13 protein-coding genes, 1 tRNA gene and 1 pseudogene are annotated in these 15,705 nt (G+C 70.4%); 6 read left to right on the top strand and 9 right to left on the bottom strand.

The features are described 5' to 3' along the window. Nucleotides 1-143, top strand: a pseudogene (locus tag ACBY01_RS17200) (IS30 family transposase); the annotation flags it as partial. Nucleotides 144-250: 107 nt separating this feature from the next. Here ACBY01_RS17200 and ACBY01_RS06830 read toward each other — a convergent pair. From ACBY01_RS06830 to hflK, 3 genes are all read right to left on the bottom strand, one after another. After that, nucleotides 251-1,765, bottom strand: a complete 1,515-nt coding sequence (locus tag ACBY01_RS06830; RefSeq protein WP_416460046.1) for a Do family serine endopeptidase — start codon at nucleotides 1,763-1,765, stop codon at nucleotides 251-253. Nucleotides 1,766-1,870: 105 nt separating this feature from the next. After that, nucleotides 1,871-2,728, bottom strand: a complete 858-nt coding sequence (gene hflC, locus ACBY01_RS06825) for a protease modulator HflC (protein ID WP_416460045.1) — start codon at nucleotides 2,726-2,728, stop codon at nucleotides 1,871-1,873. After that, a complete protein-coding gene (gene hflK / locus ACBY01_RS06820; RefSeq protein WP_416460044.1) occupies nucleotides 2,725-3,861 on the bottom strand; it encodes a protease modulator HflK in 1,137 nt (378 codons plus the stop codon). Before hflK ends, hflC begins: the two co-directional genes overlap by 4 nt. Nucleotides 3,862-3,933: 72 nt before the next feature. Between hflK and ACBY01_RS06815 the strand changes: the two genes are divergently transcribed. Both ACBY01_RS06815 and ACBY01_RS06810 read left to right on the top strand, forming a co-directional pair. After that, nucleotides 3,934-4,899: an Mrp/NBP35 family ATP-binding protein gene (locus tag ACBY01_RS06815; RefSeq protein ID WP_416460043.1), complete on the top strand. Its 966-nt coding sequence runs from the start codon at nucleotides 3,934-3,936 to the stop codon at nucleotides 4,897-4,899. A 5-nt stretch (nucleotides 4,900-4,904) separates the two neighbouring features. Then, nucleotides 4,905-5,333, top strand: coding sequence for a CoA-binding protein (locus ACBY01_RS06810; protein ID WP_416460042.1), 429 nt, complete (start codon nucleotides 4,905-4,907; stop codon nucleotides 5,331-5,333). 370 nt (nucleotides 5,334-5,703) lie between these two features. On the opposite strand, the gene dapD is transcribed toward ACBY01_RS06810, so the two are convergent. Both dapD and ACBY01_RS06800 read right to left on the bottom strand, forming a co-directional pair. Then, nucleotides 5,704-6,525, bottom strand: a complete 822-nt coding sequence (gene dapD, locus ACBY01_RS06805) for a 2,3,4,5-tetrahydropyridine-2,6-dicarboxylate N-succinyltransferase (RefSeq protein ID WP_416460041.1) — start codon at nucleotides 6,523-6,525, stop codon at nucleotides 5,704-5,706. Beyond that, the gene (locus ACBY01_RS06800; RefSeq protein WP_416460040.1) at nucleotides 6,522-7,187 is read right to left on the bottom strand and encodes a pyrimidine 5'-nucleotidase; all 666 of its coding nucleotides are present in this window, start codon (nucleotides 7,185-7,187) and stop codon (nucleotides 6,522-6,524) included. Before ACBY01_RS06800 ends, dapD begins: the two co-directional genes overlap by 4 nt. Before the next feature lie 76 nt (nucleotides 7,188-7,263). On the opposite strand from ACBY01_RS06800, the gene ACBY01_RS06795 reads away from it, so the two are divergent. After that, nucleotides 7,264-8,256, top strand: coding sequence for an LLM class flavin-dependent oxidoreductase (locus tag ACBY01_RS06795; protein WP_416460039.1), 993 nt, complete (start codon nucleotides 7,264-7,266; stop codon nucleotides 8,254-8,256). Between the two features lie 21 nt (nucleotides 8,257-8,277). Here ACBY01_RS06795 and ACBY01_RS06790 read toward each other — a convergent pair whose 3' ends face one another. Further along, nucleotides 8,278-9,207: a DUF2171 domain-containing protein gene (locus tag ACBY01_RS06790; RefSeq protein ID WP_416460038.1), complete on the bottom strand. Its 930-nt coding sequence runs from the start codon at nucleotides 9,205-9,207 to the stop codon at nucleotides 8,278-8,280. 130 nt (nucleotides 9,208-9,337) lie between these two features. Between ACBY01_RS06790 and ACBY01_RS06785 the strand changes: the two genes are divergently transcribed. Both ACBY01_RS06785 and tal read left to right on the top strand, forming a co-directional pair. Beyond that, nucleotides 9,338-9,413 (top strand) — tRNA-Val (locus tag ACBY01_RS06785). Nucleotides 9,414-9,546: 133 nt separating this feature from the next. Beyond that, nucleotides 9,547-10,668 (top strand): transaldolase, encoded by a 1,122-nt coding sequence (gene tal / locus ACBY01_RS06780; RefSeq protein WP_416460037.1) that lies wholly within the window; start codon nucleotides 9,547-9,549, stop codon nucleotides 10,666-10,668. Nucleotides 10,669-11,051: 383 nt separating this feature from the next. On the opposite strand, the gene treF is transcribed toward tal, so the two are convergent. From treF to ACBY01_RS06765, 3 genes are all read right to left on the bottom strand, one after another. After that, complete coding sequence (treF, locus tag ACBY01_RS06775) at nucleotides 11,052-12,632, bottom strand: alpha,alpha-trehalase TreF (protein WP_416460036.1); 1,581 nt, start codon at nucleotides 12,630-12,632, stop codon at nucleotides 11,052-11,054. A 61-nt stretch (nucleotides 12,633-12,693) separates the two neighbouring features. Next, a complete protein-coding gene (locus ACBY01_RS06770) occupies nucleotides 12,694-14,205 on the bottom strand; it encodes a glycoside hydrolase family 27 protein (RefSeq protein WP_416460035.1) in 1,512 nt (503 codons plus the stop codon). A 69-nt stretch (nucleotides 14,206-14,274) separates the two neighbouring features. Continuing rightward, nucleotides 14,275-15,696, bottom strand: a complete 1,422-nt coding sequence (locus ACBY01_RS06765) for an amino acid permease (protein ID WP_416460034.1) — start codon at nucleotides 15,694-15,696, stop codon at nucleotides 14,275-14,277. Nucleotides 15,697-15,705 lie beyond the last annotated feature (9 nt).

The raw sequence follows: 15,705 nt of genomic DNA, 5'->3' as shown, positions 1-15,705 counted from the left end.
AGACCAACCTCGACAGCATCCCTGCGACCTTTGTCGAACGGGTCGCGCGCGCCTACAACAACACCCCCAGAAAGTGCCTCGGCTTCCGTACCCCCGCCGAGGCGTTCCAACTGTTGCACTTCGAATGTGAATCCACATGCTGACTTCCGTTAGCATGACGGCGACAATAGGGGGTGTTTTCCTCACCCCAAACGCAAACGGCCCGCCGCTCCGGAGAGCGACGGGCCGCAATTGCGTACGTCGTGGCGCGTCAGTCGCCGATGCGCACCGGCATGTAGATGCCCTGGCCCCGGCGCTGGACGAACAGCAGCACCTGGTCGCGCCCGGCCGACTTGGCCTGCGTCACCAGCCGCGCCACGTCCGCCGAGGTCGCGACCGGCGTGCGGTTGACCGAGACGATCACGTCGCCGCGGCGGATGCCCTTGCCGGCGGCATCGCTCGACGGATCGGTGCCGGTGACGACGACGCCCTTGGTCGCGGGATCGACGCCGATGCTGCGCGCGATCGACGGCGTGAGCGGGGTCACGCCGATGCCGAGCGACGCCGCGGCGCTGTCGGCGGGCGGCTGGTCCTGCGGCATGCCGCCGTCCTGGTCGGCGTCGAACTGCGCGAGCTGCTCCTCCGGCGGGCGCTTGCCGACGGTGACGTTCACCGTCTGGCGCTTGCCGTCGCGCAGCAGCTCGACCGGGATGCGCGTGCCGGGCGTGGTGTTGGCCACCAGATAGCTGAGCGTCTGCTCCGGCGTGACTTCCTTGCCGTTGACCGAGACGACGACGTCGCCCTGACGGATGCCGGCCTTGGCCGCTGCCTCGCCCGGCTCGACCCGCGAGATCAGCTCGCCGCGATCCTTGCGCAGGCCCAGCGCCGCCGCGATGTTCTCGTCGACCGGCTGGATGCCGACACCCAGATAGCCGCGCTCGATCGACTGCCCGCGCATCAGCTTGTCGACGATCGGCTTGGCCTGCTCGGCCGGGATGGCGAGGCCGATGCCGATGTTGCCGCCGGTCGGCGACAGGATCTGCGAGTTGATGCCGATCACGTTGCCCTGCAGGTCGAACATCGGTCCGCCCGAGTTGCCCCGGTTGATCGCCGCGTCGGTCTGGATGAAGTGATCGTAGGCGCCGCCGCCGGTGACGCGGTTGATCGCCGAGACGATGCCCGCGCTGACCGAGCCGCTCAGCCCGAACGGGTTGCCGATCGCGACGATCCAGTCGCCGACGCGTGCCTGGCTCGAATCGCCGAAGCGGACGAACGGGAAGGTCGCGCCCTCGATCTTGAGCACCGCCAGGTCGGAGGCCGCGTCGTGGCCGACCAGCTTCGCCTTGAACTCGCGGCGGTCGGACAGCGTCACGGTGATCGATTCGACGACCGCGGAGGCGGTGCCGGCCGAGACGACGTGGTTGTTGGTGACGACATAGCCGTCGGCCGAGATCAGGAAGCCCGAACCGAGCGACTGCGCCTCCTGGGTGCGGGAACCGCCGCCGCCGCGCGGACCGCCGAAGAACTGCTCGAACGGCGTTCCGGCGAACGGGTTGTTCTGCTGCACGGTCACGCGCTGGGTGGTCGAGATGTTGACCACCGCCGGCTGGAGCCGCGCGACCATGTCGGCGAAGCTCATCGGCGCGGCGGCGCGCGGCGCGCTGGCCGCGGCGACGGCGCCCGGCTCGTTCTGCGCGGTCTGCGCGCCGGCAGGCGGCTGGAAGCTGAAGGCTGCCGCGGTGCCGCCCAGCAGCAGCGCAGAGGTAAGGGCGTAGGCGTAACGCACTAGGATAGGTCCTCTCTAACGACGGGGATCGTAACGACGAAACGCGTCCGACCCGATGGTGCCTTGGTCATGCTGAACTTCGTTTGAATATGGCGGGCGCGCTCCTCAGCGCTCGCGCCCCCGGAATTCCCGCAGATAGCCGTTGTCCGGCGAGAGAACGATCGACGTGTCGCCGTTGCCCTGCTGCTTGGCGAAGGTCGTCCGATAGGATTCCATCGCGCGCCAGAAGGCGTAGAAATCGGCGTCCTTGCCGAAGCTCTGCGCATAAATCTGCGCCGCCTGCGCCTCCGCATCGGCGCGGATGATCTGTGCCTGCTTCTGGCCGCGCGCCTGGATCGTCACCGCCTCCTGCGTCCGCGCCGAGCGCATCCGGTTGAGCGCGCTGGTGAGCGGGCTCCCCTCGGGCAGGTCGGCATGCTTGATCCGCACATCCACGATCTCCGCGCCATATTGGCTGGCAGTACGCTGGAGCGCCGTCTGAATATTTTCCATAACCTGGGTGCGTTCCGGGCTGAGCAGCGCGGCGAACGGCCGCTTGCCCAGCTCGCCGCGCAGCGTCGAGCCGAGGATCGGCTGCAGCTGGTTCGCGACGCTGTCCTCGGAGCCGGCGGTCACCACCATCTGCACCGGATTGACGATGCGGAAGCGGGCGAAGGCGTCGACCTCGAGCCGCTGCTGGTCGCTGGAGAGCACCTGCTGGTTGTCGAGCTCGACCGCGAGCACGCGCTTCTCGACCCACACCAGCCGGTCGAAGAACGGCAGGCGCAGCACCATGCCGGCCCCGGTGCGGCCGAACGGCTCGTCGGCGCGATACTGGTTGACGATGGCGATCGGCTGCTGGACGCGCAGGATCACCGCCTGCTTCGTCTCCGGCACGATCGCGATCGACGCGGCCGCGAGGATCGCGAGCACGAGCAGCGCGATTCCGATCGCCACGGGATTGCGGAACAGGCTGCGGCTCATCGTGCGGTCTCCACGGCGGGCGCTTCCGCGGCCGGCGGTTCGGGCGGGGGCGGCGTCGTCGCGCGACGGCGCACCTCGGGCAGCGGCAGATAGGTCTGCACGCCCGGCTCGACGATCGTCTTGTCGGCACCGCGGAGCACCTGCTCCATCGTCTCGTAATAGAGCCGGCGGCGGGTGACTTCGGGGGCCGCGCGATACTGTTCGTAGATGCGGTCGAACTGCGCGGCATCGCCCTGCGCACGCTCGATCACCTGCTGGGCATAGGCGCGTGCGTCGTTGAGGTTGGACTGCGCCTCCTGTTGCGCGGCGGTGACGGCCTTGAACGCGTCGTCGACCGCGGCGGGCGCCGCCGCCTGCTTGATCGCCACGCCCAGGATCCGCACGCCCGATTCATATTCGTCGAGCAGCGTCTGCATGCGCTGCTGCACGTCGTTCTGGATGCCGATTCGGCCGGCGCCGATCGCCTGGTCGAGCTCGACGTTGGCGATCGCCGCGCGCATCGCGCTTTCGGCCACCGCGCGCACCGTCTCCTGCGGCTGGGCGATCTCGAACACGTAGTTCTCGGGATTTTTGATGTCCCAGCGCACCGAATAGCCCAGGTCGACGATGTTCTGGTCGCCGGTCAGCATCAGGTTGGGCTGGTTTCCGCTGGGGAAGTTCTCCGTCCGGACTTCCTTCACGTCGACCATCTCGACCGACGCGAACGGCGCCGGCAGCGTGACCTTGAAACCGGGGTCGAGCGTTCCGGTATAGCGGCCCAGGCTGGTCGCGACGCCGCGCTCCTGCGGCCCCACGATGTGGAAGCTGGTCGCCAGCCAGATCAGCAGCAGCACGAAGGCGCCGAGCACCCACAGCTTGCCGGTGTTGGCCGGCAGCACCGGGCCACGGCCGTTGTTGCCACCGCCCCCGCCGCCGCTGCCGCGGGCGCGGCGCAGGAAATCCTCGAGCGAGTTGGCGGTCGCCGGCTTGGCGGGGCGATTGCCCGGAGGCACCGCCCAAGGGTTGCGGGGCCCGCCCGAACCGTCGCCGCCGCCCGAGCCGCCCTCGGTTCCGCCGCGTCCGCCCCAGGGGCCCTTGCTGTTGTCGTTCCTGAGCACGCCGGCGCGTGCGAACCAGCCGGTAAAGCTTCGCATCCGGCCGTATATAAGTCCGTGCCGCGCGATTTACAGTGTCAACACGTGTCCGCGGGGACTATCTGCGGCGCCATGACCGACCGTTTCGCCGTGCAAGCCGCCCTCGCCCCCCTCGCCGCCGGCCGCGCCACCGCGCGTGTCGAGGGCGCCCGCGCCAGCATCGTGCTCGACGTGACCGGACTCGCCGCCCCCGCGCGCGACGCGCTGGAGGCCGACGTCCGCGCCGCGACGCTCGCGCTGCCAGGGATCGACGAGGTGCGCGTGGCGCAGACCAGCGAGCGCGTCGGCCGCCGGCTGATCGCGGTGGCGAGCGGCAAGGGCGGCGTCGGCAAGTCGACCGTCGCCGCCAATCTCGCCATCGCGCTCGCCCGCGCCGGTCGTCAGGTCGGGCTGATCGACGCCGACATCTACGGCCCCTCGCAACCCAAGCTGATGGCGGTCGAGGGCACCCGGCCGGAGGCGCGCGAGAAGCAGCTGCTGCCGGTCGCCACCCCCTATGGCGTGCCGCTCTTGTCGATGGGCCAGCTGGTCGCGCCGGGTCAGGCGATCGCATGGCGCGGGCCGATGGCGGGCGGCGCGCTCACCCAGCTCGCCGACGCCGACTGGGACCCGGCCGACACGCTGGTGGTCGACCTGCCGCCCGGCACCGGCGACGTGCAGCTCACCATGATCCAGAAGCACAAGCCGGCGGGCGCGGTGATCGTGTCGACCCCGCAGGACCTGGCGCTGATCGACGCCACCCGCGCGATCGACCTGTTCGCCAAGGCCGAGGTGCCGGTGATCGGGCTGGTCGAAAACATGTCCGGTTACGTCTGTCCGCATTGCGGCGAGGCGTCCGAGCCGTTCGGCCAGGGCGGCGCCGAGGCGGCGGCGGCCAAGCTCGGCATTCCGTTCCTCGGCCGCATTCCGCTGGCGATGGCGGTGCGCCAGGCATCCGACGCGGGCACGCCGCCGGCGGCCGGGAACGGGGCGGAGGCGACCGCGTTCCATCAGATCGCCGGCCAGGTCGGCGAATGGCTGGACCGCAAGAAGGGATGACCCGCATGCCGCTGACCCGCGACGAGGACATCAAGGCGCTGCTCGAAGGCGCCCGCACCATCGCGCTGGTCGGTGCATCCGATCGCCCGAACCGCGCCTCCTATGGCGTAATGGCCTATCTCCAGGACTGCGGCTACCGCGTCATTCCGGTAAACCCGCAGATCACCGGCGAGCACCTCCACGGCGAGTTCGTGTTCCGCGAGCTCGCCCAGATCGGCGAGCCGATCGACATCGTCGACGTCTTCCGCAACTCGGCCGCGGCCGGCGACGTGGTCGACGAGGCGATCGCCGTCGGTGCCAAGGCGGTGTGGATGCAGCTGGGCGTCGTCAACGAGGCCGCCGCCGAGCGCGCCGAGGCCGCCGGTCTGCAGGTGGTGATGGACGCCTGCCCCAAGATCGAGATCCCGCGGCTGGGCGTAGCCCGGGTCGGCTGAGGCCTAACGCCCTTCTGTGTACCCCGGCGAAGGCCGGGGCCCAGTTGGGGGACCTCCCCGCATTTCACGAACCGCCCGCACCTGGACTCCGGCCTCCGCCGGGGTACACAGAAGGGACCTAGTCGCTCGCCCCAACCGTGCTCCTGCGCAGGCAGGAGCCTAGGATTGCGAGTGTGCCACCCTGCCGCCCTCTCCCTCCGTCATCCTGACGGAAGTCAGGATCCATTGCCGCTCCGTTCACGATTCGCGAGCCGTGCGCGTCTGGATGCCACCCTGCGCTGGCATGACGATGTTGGAGCGGACCGCGCGCATGCCCCGTACCGCAGCGCCCGGTACCCTGGGCCCCTGCCTGCGCAGGGGCACAATCGAATCAATCGCGCAGCAGTTCGTTGATCCCCGTCTTCGCGCGCGTGCTTTCGTCGACGCGCTTGATGATCACCGCGCAATACAGCGCCGGCTTGCCCTCGCCGCCGCCCAGCGATCCCGGCACCACCACCGCATAGGGCGGCACTTCGCCCATCGTCACTTCACCGGTGGTGCGGTCGACGATCTTGGTCGACTTGCCGAGATAGACGCCCATCGACAGCACCGCGCCCTCGCCGACGCGGACGCCCTCAGCCACTTCCGCGCGCGCACCGATGAACGCGCCGTCGCCGATGATGACCGGGTCCGCCTGCAGCGGCTCCAGCACGCCGCCGATGCCCGCGCCGCCCGACAGATGGACGTTCTTGCCGATCTGCGCGCAGCTGCCGACGGTAGCCCAAGTGTCGACCATCGTGCCTTCACCGACATAGGCGCCGATGTTGACGAAGCTCGGCATCAGCACCGCGCCCTTGCCGACGAACGCACCATGGCGGACCACGCTGCCCGGCACCGCGCGGAAACCAGCGGCGCGGAAGCGCGCCTCGTCCCAGCCCTGGAACTTCGAGGGCACCTTGTCGAACCAGGTCGCGCCGCCCGGGCCGTCCATCACCGCATTGTCGTTGAGGCGGAACGACAGAAGGACTGCCTTCTTGAGCCACTGGTTGACGCGCCAGCCGCCCTGGCCGTCGGGCTCGGCGACGCGGGCGGTGCCGGCATCGAGCTGCGCCAGCGCCTCGGTCACCGCGTCTCGCACCGCGCCGGTGGTGGCGAGGCCGAGCTCCGCGCGATTGTCCCAGGCGGCGTTGATGGTGGCTTGCAGGTCGGTCACGCAGGTGTCTCCAGGATGGTGTCGAGCCAGTCGCCCAGGTCGGCGACGGTGTAGTCGATGAAACTGCGGTCGTCGCCCGGCCCCTGTTCGGAGCCGTTGTCGATCCACACGGTCCTCATGCCGATCGCCTTGGCGGGCCGGAGGTTGCGGGCGAGATCCTCGACGAACAGCGCCGTCGCCGGATCGATCGCATAGGCATCGCACAGCCCTTGATAGGCGATCGGATCGGGCTTGGGCCGGTACTGGGTGGCATGCACGTCGTGCACCGCCTCGAACGCTTGCGAAAGGCCGATGCGGTCCAGCACCCGCGCGGCGTAAGTCGCGTCGCCGTTGGTGAAGACCAGCTTGCGCCCGGGCAGCGCGCCGATCCGCGCGGCCAACCCCAGATCCTCCAGCACGTCCATCTCCACGTCGTGGACATAGTCGAGGAAATGGTGCGGGTCGGTGCCGTGGTCGGCCATCAGCCCGGCGAGCGTCATGCCGTGTGCGTGGTAATACTGCTTCTGCAGCGTGCGCGCCGCTTCCGGCTCCATGCCCAGATGCTCGGCGATATAGGCGGTCATCCGCGCGTCGATCGCCGGGAACAGGCTCACGCTCGCCGGGTACAGCGTGTTGTCCAGATCGAAGATCCAGGTGCGGACATGGGCGAGCGCGGGGAGCATAGGCGGCGCCCGTTTAGGGGGGTGCCCCCCGCCCGGCAAGCTTGGCGCGAGCGCGGCGCGTTCCCATCTGTCGGCGATGACCGACTATTCGCTGCTCGACTTGGTCCCGATCGTCGCCGGGGGCGACGCCGGCACTGCGCTCGCCAACGCCGCCGATCTGGCCGCCCATGCCGAGGGGCTCGGCTACAAACGCTACTGGGTCGCCGAGCATCACGGCATGCCCGGCATCGCCAGCGCCGCCACGGCGGTGGTGATCGGCCATGTCGCCGCCGCCACCCGCACCATCCGCGTCGGCGCCGGCGGCATCATGCTCCCCAACCATGCACCGCTGGTGATCGCCGAGCAGTTCGGCACGCTCGACGCGCTGTACCCCGGCCGCATCGACCTGGGGCTCGGACGCGCGCCCGGCTCCGACCAGCGGGTGGCGCGGGCGCTGCGCCGCACGCTCGACAGCGATCCCAACGCCTTCCCGCAGGACGTGCTGGAGCTGCAGAGCTATTTCGCCGCCGACGGACAGACGGGGATCGAGGCGGTGCCCGGCGGCGGCGCCACCGTGCCGCTGTGGATTCTGGGCTCCAGCCTGTTCGGCGCGCAGCTCGCCGCGGCATTGGGCCTACCCTACGCCTTCGCCTCGCACTTCGCGCCCGCCGCGCTCGACCAGGCACTGGCGATCTACCGGCAGGACTTCCGCCCCTCGGCGCAGCTCGACAAGCCCTACGCGATGGCGGCGTTCAACGTGCTCGCCGCCGACACAGACGAGGAGGCACGCTTCCTCGCCAGCTCGACCGAGCAGGCGTTCGTCGCGATCCGCACCGGCCGCGGCATCCAGATGCCGCCGCCCGTCGCCGGCTACCGCGACTCGATCGGCGCACAGGGGCAGGCGATCCTCGACCAGGTGCTCGAATGCTCGGCGGTCGGCGGGCCGGAAACGGTCGAGCGCGGCCTCGCCGCCTTCCTCGAACGCACCAAGGTCGACGAGGTGATGATCACCGGCGCGATGTACGACCCCGCCGCGCGCCGCCGCAGCACCGCCATCGCCGCCGACGCGATGCGGCGCCTGAACGGCTGACGCGGCGGCGCCGGCTGACGCCTATTTGGCGATGACGATCAGCTCGGTGCGGCGGTTCTCGAATCGGCCCTGCGCGGTCGCGTTCGTATCGACCGGGGCGTTCTCGCCGCCCGACGCGGCGGCGATGCGGCTGCGGTCCACGCCCTTGGCGATCAGCGCCTGGGCGACCGCCTCGCCCCGCTGTTGACCGAGCTCCGCATTGCCCCGGCCCGTGCCCGTCGTGTCGGTGTAGCCGACGACCTGCGCACGCGCCTCGGGGTAGGCGTTGAGGATTTCGGCCAGCGCGTCGACATTCGCCTGATCCTGGGCGCGGATCGCCGCCGAACCGATGTCGAAGTTGAGCTTGTCGAAGGTGAAGGTGCGCGGCGCCGGCGCGTTCGAGGCGAGATAGGCCTGGAGCGCGTAGTTGAGCGAGTTCGGCTCTGCGGAGATCGTGCGGCCGCCCGGCAGCGTGACCTGCTCGACCGGCAGCGCCGCCGTCCCGGTGGCCGGCGCGGCGGGTTCGGCAGCATAGGGCGCCGTCATCGCGGTGTCGCTCGCGACTGGCTCGGTCCGGTCGGGAGAACAGGCCTTGGTCAGCAGGAGCAGCAGCAGGACGAGGCCGACCAGCCCGACAATCCACGGCAGGTAGAAGTTGCGCCGCGGTGCGCTGCCCTCGACGGCGCGGTTCTTGACCGGCGGCAGCGGGCTGGCGGCGGTGGCGTCCCCCGTCGTCGCCGCGGTCGCGGTGGCGACGCCGACGAGTCCGAGCGCCGCCGCGGTGCGATCGAGATGGACGTGCGCGTCGACCCGCGCGACGGCCGAGAGCGGCACGTAATGATGGTCGCCGTCGGGCGAGTCGCGGCGCGCCAGCTTGATGCGGTCGCCCTCGATATGATCGACCGTACCGACGTGCGCACCGTCCGAGCCGAGCACTTCCATGTGCGGCCGGATCTGCGAAGTCTCCACCATCCTCGTCCCTCCTTTTTTTGCTGAGCGCGTAACGGCAGTGGCGTCCGGAGGTTCCGGCGGAGGTTCCGGCGGCGGCGCTGGGCTCTTGCGGTTGCCGAGAATGGCGCTATTCCGCGGGTCTCCCGAAAGGGGGCGGTTAGCTCAGTTGGTAGAGCATCTCGTTTACACCGAGAGGGTCGGCGGTTCGAGCCCGTCACCGCCCACCACGCGCGATGCGCGCCCGCGGACCTTGCACACTCTGGCGCCCGCTACCGGGTCGATTTTTCGCGCATCTGCCGCCATAGGGCGCGCGAGCGACGCCGTGTCCGCTGGGGACGCGGCCGACAGGAAGGACATGCAATGGGGCTGCTCAACGATCTCGGCGCCAAGGGCACCGCACCGTGGCTCGACTTCGTCGACCGCAAGTTCCTCGAAGCGGGCGGGCTGGAGAAGCTAGTGGCCGAGGACGGGCTGACCGGCGTCACCTCCAATCCCGCCATCTTCGAAAAGGCGATGGGCTATGGCGACGCGTACGACGCCACGCTTGCCGCCTATGACGCCGCCCATCCGGGCGCGGCGACGATCGACCGCTACGAGCATCTGGCGATCCAGGACATCAAGGCCGCGGCAGAAACGCTGCGCCCCGTCTATGACCGTACCGATGCCAAGGACGGCTATGTCAGCCTGGAGGTGTCGCCGTACATCGCCGACGACACCGACGCGACGGTCGCCGAGGCGCAGAAGCTGTGGGCGGCGGTCGACCGGCCGAACCTGATGATCAAGATCCCCGGCACGCCCGCCGGCGCGCCCGCGATCGCCGCGACGATCGCGGCCGGCATCAACGTCAACGTGACGCTGCTGTTCTCGCAGGAAGCCTATCGCCGCGTCGCCGAGGCGCATGCCGCCGGGCTGGAGCAGCGCGTGGCTGAGGGCCTGCCGATCGACCGCATCGCCGGGGTCGCGAGCTTCTTCGTCAGCCGCATCGACGCGGTGATGGACAAGGCGATCGACAGCCGCGTCGCCGAGGGCGACCCGGAGGCGGAGGCGCTAAAGGCGCTGCGCGGCAAGATCGCGATCGCCAACGCCAAGCTCGCCTATGGCTGGTACCAGGACTTCGTGGCGAGCGACCGCTGGCAGGCGCTCGCCGCCAAGGGCGCGCAGCCGCAGCGGCTGCTGTGGGCGTCGACCGGCACCAAGGACCCGGCCTATCCCGACACGCTCTATGTCGACGCGCTGATCGGGCCGGACACGGTCAACACCATGCCGCCCAAGACGATGGACGCGTTCCGCGAGCGGGGCACGGTCGCCGAGACGCTGACCGCCGACGTCGAGGACGCGCGCCACGTGCTGGTCGAGGCCGAGCGGCTGGGGCTGGACCTGGACGGCGCCACCCAGCGGCTGGTGGAAGAGGGCGTCGCGCAGTTCGTCGGCGCGTTCGACGACCTGCTCGGTGCGATCGCGAAGAAGCATCCGGGGGCCTGAACGCCCCCTGCCCTTCCCTCGTCAGGAGGACGGGGGAAGGGCCGCGCAATGTGATGTACCCCGGCGGAGGCGACACGTTCGCGAAGTATGCACCAGCCCCCTTTGATTGCCGTATCCCTGCGCAGGCAGGGATCCAGGGCCAAGCGGAACAACAGCGGCCGGCGTCCGGAACCCTGGGCTCCTGCCTGCGCAGGAGCACGGCAAGGGTTGCGCAAGGTTCTCCTTCGCTCAGATCAAGTGGGCGCGGCCTCCGCGGACCCTGTGCGTACCCCGGCGGAGGCCGGGGTCCAGTTGGGAAGGTGGTTGCGGGGCACGACTCCCAACGGACTTCGTCGCAACTGGGCCCCGGCCTTCGCCGGGGTACGGTCGGGTAGTTGGCGAGGCTAGCGTGCCTCGCGTGCCTCGCCGGCCGCCGCTCCCAACTCCGGATAGCGCTCCAGCAGTGCGCTGGTGACGCCGTTGGTCCAGCCGAAGCCGTCCTGCAGCGGATATTCGCCGCCGCCGCCGGGCTTGCGCTCCTCGATGTCGTATTTCTCCAGCATCTTGCCCGTCTCGGTGTAGGCGGCGGCGACCGTGCCGATCCAGCGGCGGGCGATGTCGCGCGCGAGCGCCGGGTCGGTGGCCGCCAGCCCGCCGATCGCCACCCATTGCAGCGGTGCCCAGCCGTTGGGCGCGTCCCATTGCTGGCCGGTGCGCAGGGTCGTGGTGCGCAGCCCGCCGGGGGCGAGCAGCTGCGCGCACACGGTCGCGGCGAAGCCGCGCGCCTGGGCGGGGCTGGCGTGGCCGGCGAACAGCGGGAACAGCGTCGCGGCTGACAGCACCGGCGTGGGCTTGCCCGTGCTGCGGTCCCAATCGGCATAGCGACGCGCGCGCGGCTGCCAGAGATAGCGGTCGATCGCCTTGCGCCGGGCGGCCGCCGCCCGGGTGAAGCTGCGCGCGCAGGGCTGGTCGGCAAGTGCCGCGCAGCGTTCGGCGATACGGCGCTCCATCGTCCACAACAGGCTGTTGAGGTCGACCGGCACGATGTCGGTGGTGTGGATGGTCGCCAATTGCTGCGGGTCGCGCAGCCAGCGGCTGCTGAAGTCCCAGCCGCTTTCCGCGCCCGCGCGCAGGTGGCGCTGCACCTCGACTGCGGGGCGCGGCGCGGCTTCACGCGCGGTGGCGACGTCTTCCGCCCAGCTTTCGTCGCGCGGGGTATCGCGATCGTCCCAATAGCGGTTGAGCAGGCTGCCGTCGGGCATGCGCACCACCCGCTCGCACGCGCCGCGCGCATCGAGGCAGCCGCGGCCGTGCATCCAATAGCCGTGTTCGGTGCGCAGCGCCGCCAGCCGCCGCCGCGCGAGCACGGGGTCCTTGTTCTCCGACAGATCGAGCATCAGCGCGAAGAACGGCGGCTGCGAGCGGCTGAGGTAGTAGGTCCGGGTGCCGTTGGGGATGTGGCCGTAGCGCTCGACCAGCGCGGTGAAGTCGGCGAGCATCGCCTCCACCAGCGGCTGCTCGCCGTCGGCGCGCAGGCCCAGCATCGTGAAATAGCTGTCCCAGTAATAGATTTCGCGGAAGCGCCCGCCCGGCACGACATAGCGTTCGGGCAGCGGCAGCGCCGAGCTGCCCGGCTCGGGCTGCTTCGGCGGGCGGGTGAGCGCGGGCCAGAGCTGGCGGACGTGCGCGCGCAGGTCGGTGCGCGCGGCGTCGTTGACGCCCGGCACGGTGAAGCGCCGCAGCACGAACGCGCGCAGCGCCTCGGGGGTCGCCGGCCGCTCCGCGCGATAGGCGGCGAGGATCTCGGCCGGCGGCTGGTGCGGCACCGCGTCGACGAATGCCTTGCCGTCGTCGAACACGCGGCCGCGCTGCACCGCCTCGAACAGCGGGCTGTAGAGGTCGGCCGGAGTCTGCGGGCCGGGCGCGGCGCCCGCCAGCAGCACGGCGGCGGCGAGCGTCGCCAGCGATCGGATCGGGTGCTTCACGTCTGCCTCTCCGGTGGTTGCCGGAGAGGCTATGCCGGATCGGGCTGCGGGTGCGAACCCCTCAGCCCGCGCGGACCCGCAGCAGCACCGCGCCGTGCGCCGGGACGGTGACGTCCGCCGCCGGATCGGCGACGCGCTTGTTCGCCCACAGATCGTGCGCCTCGCCGATGCGCGTGGCACCCGCGTCGGCCGGTGCCAGCAGCATCCGCTTCGCCGCCGTGCCGCGGTTGAACAGCGCCACCGCGACCGATCCGTCGGCGAGCGGCTTGGCCCAGACCTCGGCATCGCCGTCCTTGCGCACGCGCGTGCCCTGGATGCCGCGCGCGTCCTGGTCGATCGCGATCACCGCGCGATTGGTGAGCAGCGCCAGCGCCTCCGGGCTGGTCTCACGCAGGTCGTGGCCCATCACCAGCGGCGCGGCGGAGATCGCCCACAGCGTCATGTGGGTGACGTATTCGTCGTGGGTCATGCCGCCGTTGCCGATCTCCAGCATGTCGGGATCGTTCCAGCCGCCGGGCCCGGCATGGGCGGGGTTGCCGTTCCGCTCGAAGCCGATGTCGGTCATCACCTTCCACTCGTCGGTGATGTCGCCGGTGGTGCGCCACAGATGGCCGCCGACCTTGCGTCCCCAGCTGCCGACGTCGAAGCGGCCGTACTCGCACAAAGAGAACAGGATCGGCCGGCCGGTCGCGCGCAGCGCTTCGCCCATCTCGTAATAGCTGCGCTGGACGGTGTCGGCGGTGTCGTAGAACCACTCGCCCGAGCACAGATCGTACTTCAGATAGTCGAAGCCCCAGTCGGCGTAGGTCTGCGCATCCTGGCGGACATGACCGTAGCTGCCCTCGTAGCCGGCGCAGGTGCGCGGCCCCTGCGAGCTGTAGATGCCGATCTTCAGACCCTTGGCGTGGACATAGTCGGTCAGCGCCTTCATGTCCGGGAACTTGGCGTTGGGGCGGATGCGGCCATCGGGGCCGCGCGTGCCCTGCCAGCCGTCGTCGATGTTGACGTAGGTGTAGCCCGCGTCGCGCAGCCCGCTGCTGACCAGTGCATCGGCCATCGCGCGCACCGTCTTGTCGTCGATATGCTCGGCGAACTTGTTCCAGCTGCTCCACCCCATCGGCGGGGTCCTGGCCATGCCGTCGGGTGCGAGCGTCCCGAGCGGCGGCAGCGTGGTGACGCGGAACGCGCGCTGCGCCGCGTCCGCTTTGGTGCCGCGGCGACCGAGTTCGTCGATTTCGGAGAACCAGATCTGGCCGAGCAGCCGCAGCTTGCCGTCCTCCAGCTTCGCGCGCCACTCGCGCGTCGGATGCTCGCGATCGTTGAGGTTGCGCATGGTGAAGGTGGCGGTGTCGCCCTCCACCGTCATGCGCGCGATCGGCATCGGGCCGTACCATTGGGTGGTGACGGTGCCGGCGGTGACGCCGCCCTTCGTGGCGATCTCCACCATCGTCACGCCGGGGCGGGGGTCGGCGTCGTCGAACAGCCACACGCCGTCGAACGGACCGGGCTTGGCATGGGCGGGCGCCGTGGCGGCGAACAACAGACAGACGAGCGAAAGGATCAGGCGGCGCATGGGTGCGGTCTCCTGTGCGGGTGGGAACGGGGATGGCTGCGCGCGGCGCCGGGGCACCGCGCGCGACGGTCAGGCGGCGGGTACCGGCACCGGTCGCCGCGCCTCGCTGTGGCGGCGGCCGTAGGCGAAGTAGAGCACCAGCCCGATGACGTTCCACAGGAAGAAGCGGGTGATCGTCGACTGCGGCAGGCTGATGAAGAGATAGAGGCAGCCGAGGATCGCGGCGGTGCCGACCACATAGGGCGCCGGGCAGCGGAACAACCGCGGCATTTCCGGAAATCGGCGGCGCAGGATCATCAGGCATGCCCCCACCGCGACGAAGGCGACGAGCGTGCCGGCGTTGGCGAGCTCGGCGATCTCGTCGAGGCGGAAGAAGCCGGCGACGGCGGCGACCGAGACGCCGGTCACCAGCGTGATGAGCGTCGGGGCGCCGGTGCGCGGGCTCACCTTGGCGAGGCGGCGCGGCAACAGGCCGTCGCGTGCCATCACGAAGAAGATGCGGCTCTGCCCGTACATCATCACCAGGATGACCGAGGGCAGCGCGACCACGGCGGCCAGCGCCACCAGATGCGCGGCGACCGGCTGCTCCAGCGAGCGCAGCACCAGCGCCAGCGGCTCGGGCGAGTTGGCGAGTTCGAGATAGGGGAGCGCGCCGACCGCGGCGACCGCGACGGCCATGTAGATCGCGGTGCACACCAGCATCGACCCGACGATGCCGATGGTGAGGTCGCGGCCCGGGTTCTTCGCCTCCTCGGCCGAGGTCGCCACCGCGTCGAAGCCGTAGAAGGCGAAGAACACGATCGCGGCCGCGGCCATCACGCCGCGCTTCTCGCCCAGCACTTCCGTGCTGCCGAAGCCATAGGGCATGAACGGCTGGAGGTTGTCGCTCTGGAAGGCGGGCAGCGCGAAGGCGACGAAGACGCTGAGCGCCACGAGCTTGATGATGACGAGGATGATGTTGAGCGTCGCGCTCTCGCGCGTGCCGGCGATCAGCATGCCCATCACCGACAGCGCGACGACCACCGCGGGCAGGTTGATGATCCCGCCGGCATGCGGCCCGACCAGCAGCGCCTGCGGCAAGGTCACGCCGGCCGCCTGGAGCCAGCCGACCAGATAGCCCGACCAGCCGACCGCCACGGTCGAGCAGGCGAGCGAATATTCGAGGATCAGACTCCAGCCGACGACCCAGGCGATCCCCTCCCCCATCGCGGTGTAGCTGAAGGTGTAGGCGCTGCCCGCGGCCGGGATCAGCGTCGCCATCTCGGCATAGGCGAGCGCGGCGCAGGCGCACACCGCACCGGCGATGGCAAAGGCGAGGATGACGGCGGGACCGGCGCGCTCGGCACCGACGCCGGTCAGCGTGTAGATTCCGGTGCCGACGATCGCGCCGACCCCCAGCGCGATCAGATGGGGCCAGCTCAGCGTCTTGGCGAGCCGGTGCCCCTCCCCGTGGCTGTCCGCCCCCCCGATGGCCTTGCGTGGTCCGAACATCGGCACTCC

Source organism: Sphingomonas mangrovi, assembly GCF_047975845.1.
Lineage (GTDB): Bacteria > Pseudomonadota > Alphaproteobacteria > Sphingomonadales > Sphingomonadaceae > Sphingomonas.
This window is presented reverse-complemented; position numbering and strand designations above follow the sequence as displayed.

What these genes read in the sequence shown, in the direction of transcription:
- hflC (WP_416460045.1), bottom strand. Translation starts at nt 2,728, where the DNA reads ATGAGCCGCAGCCTGTTCCGCAATCCCGTGGCGATCGGAATCGCGCTG.
- hflK (WP_416460044.1), bottom strand. Translation starts at nt 3,861, where the DNA reads ATGCGAAGCTTTACCGGCTGGTTCGCACGCGCCGGCGTGCTCAGGAAC.
- ACBY01_RS06815 (WP_416460043.1), top strand. Translation starts at nt 3,934, where the DNA reads ATGACCGACCGTTTCGCCGTGCAAGCCGCCCTCGCCCCCCTCGCCGCC.
- ACBY01_RS06810 (WP_416460042.1), top strand. Translation starts at nt 4,905, where the DNA reads ATGCCGCTGACCCGCGACGAGGACATCAAGGCGCTGCTCGAAGGCGCC.
- ACBY01_RS06800 (WP_416460040.1), bottom strand. Translation starts at nt 7,187, where the DNA reads ATGCTCCCCGCGCTCGCCCATGTCCGCACCTGGATCTTCGATCTGGAC.
- ACBY01_RS06795 (WP_416460039.1), top strand. Translation starts at nt 7,264, where the DNA reads ATGACCGACTATTCGCTGCTCGACTTGGTCCCGATCGTCGCCGGGGGC.
- ACBY01_RS06790 (WP_416460038.1), bottom strand. Translation starts at nt 9,207, where the DNA reads ATGGTGGAGACTTCGCAGATCCGGCCGCACATGGAAGTGCTCGGCTCG.
- tal (WP_416460037.1), top strand. Translation starts at nt 9,547, where the DNA reads ATGGGGCTGCTCAACGATCTCGGCGCCAAGGGCACCGCACCGTGGCTC.
- ACBY01_RS06770 (WP_416460035.1), bottom strand. Translation starts at nt 14,205, where the DNA reads ATGCGCCGCCTGATCCTTTCGCTCGTCTGTCTGTTGTTCGCCGCCACG.
- ACBY01_RS06765 (WP_416460034.1), bottom strand. Translation starts at nt 15,696, where the DNA reads ATGTTCGGACCACGCAAGGCCATCGGGGGGGCGGACAGCCACGGGGAG.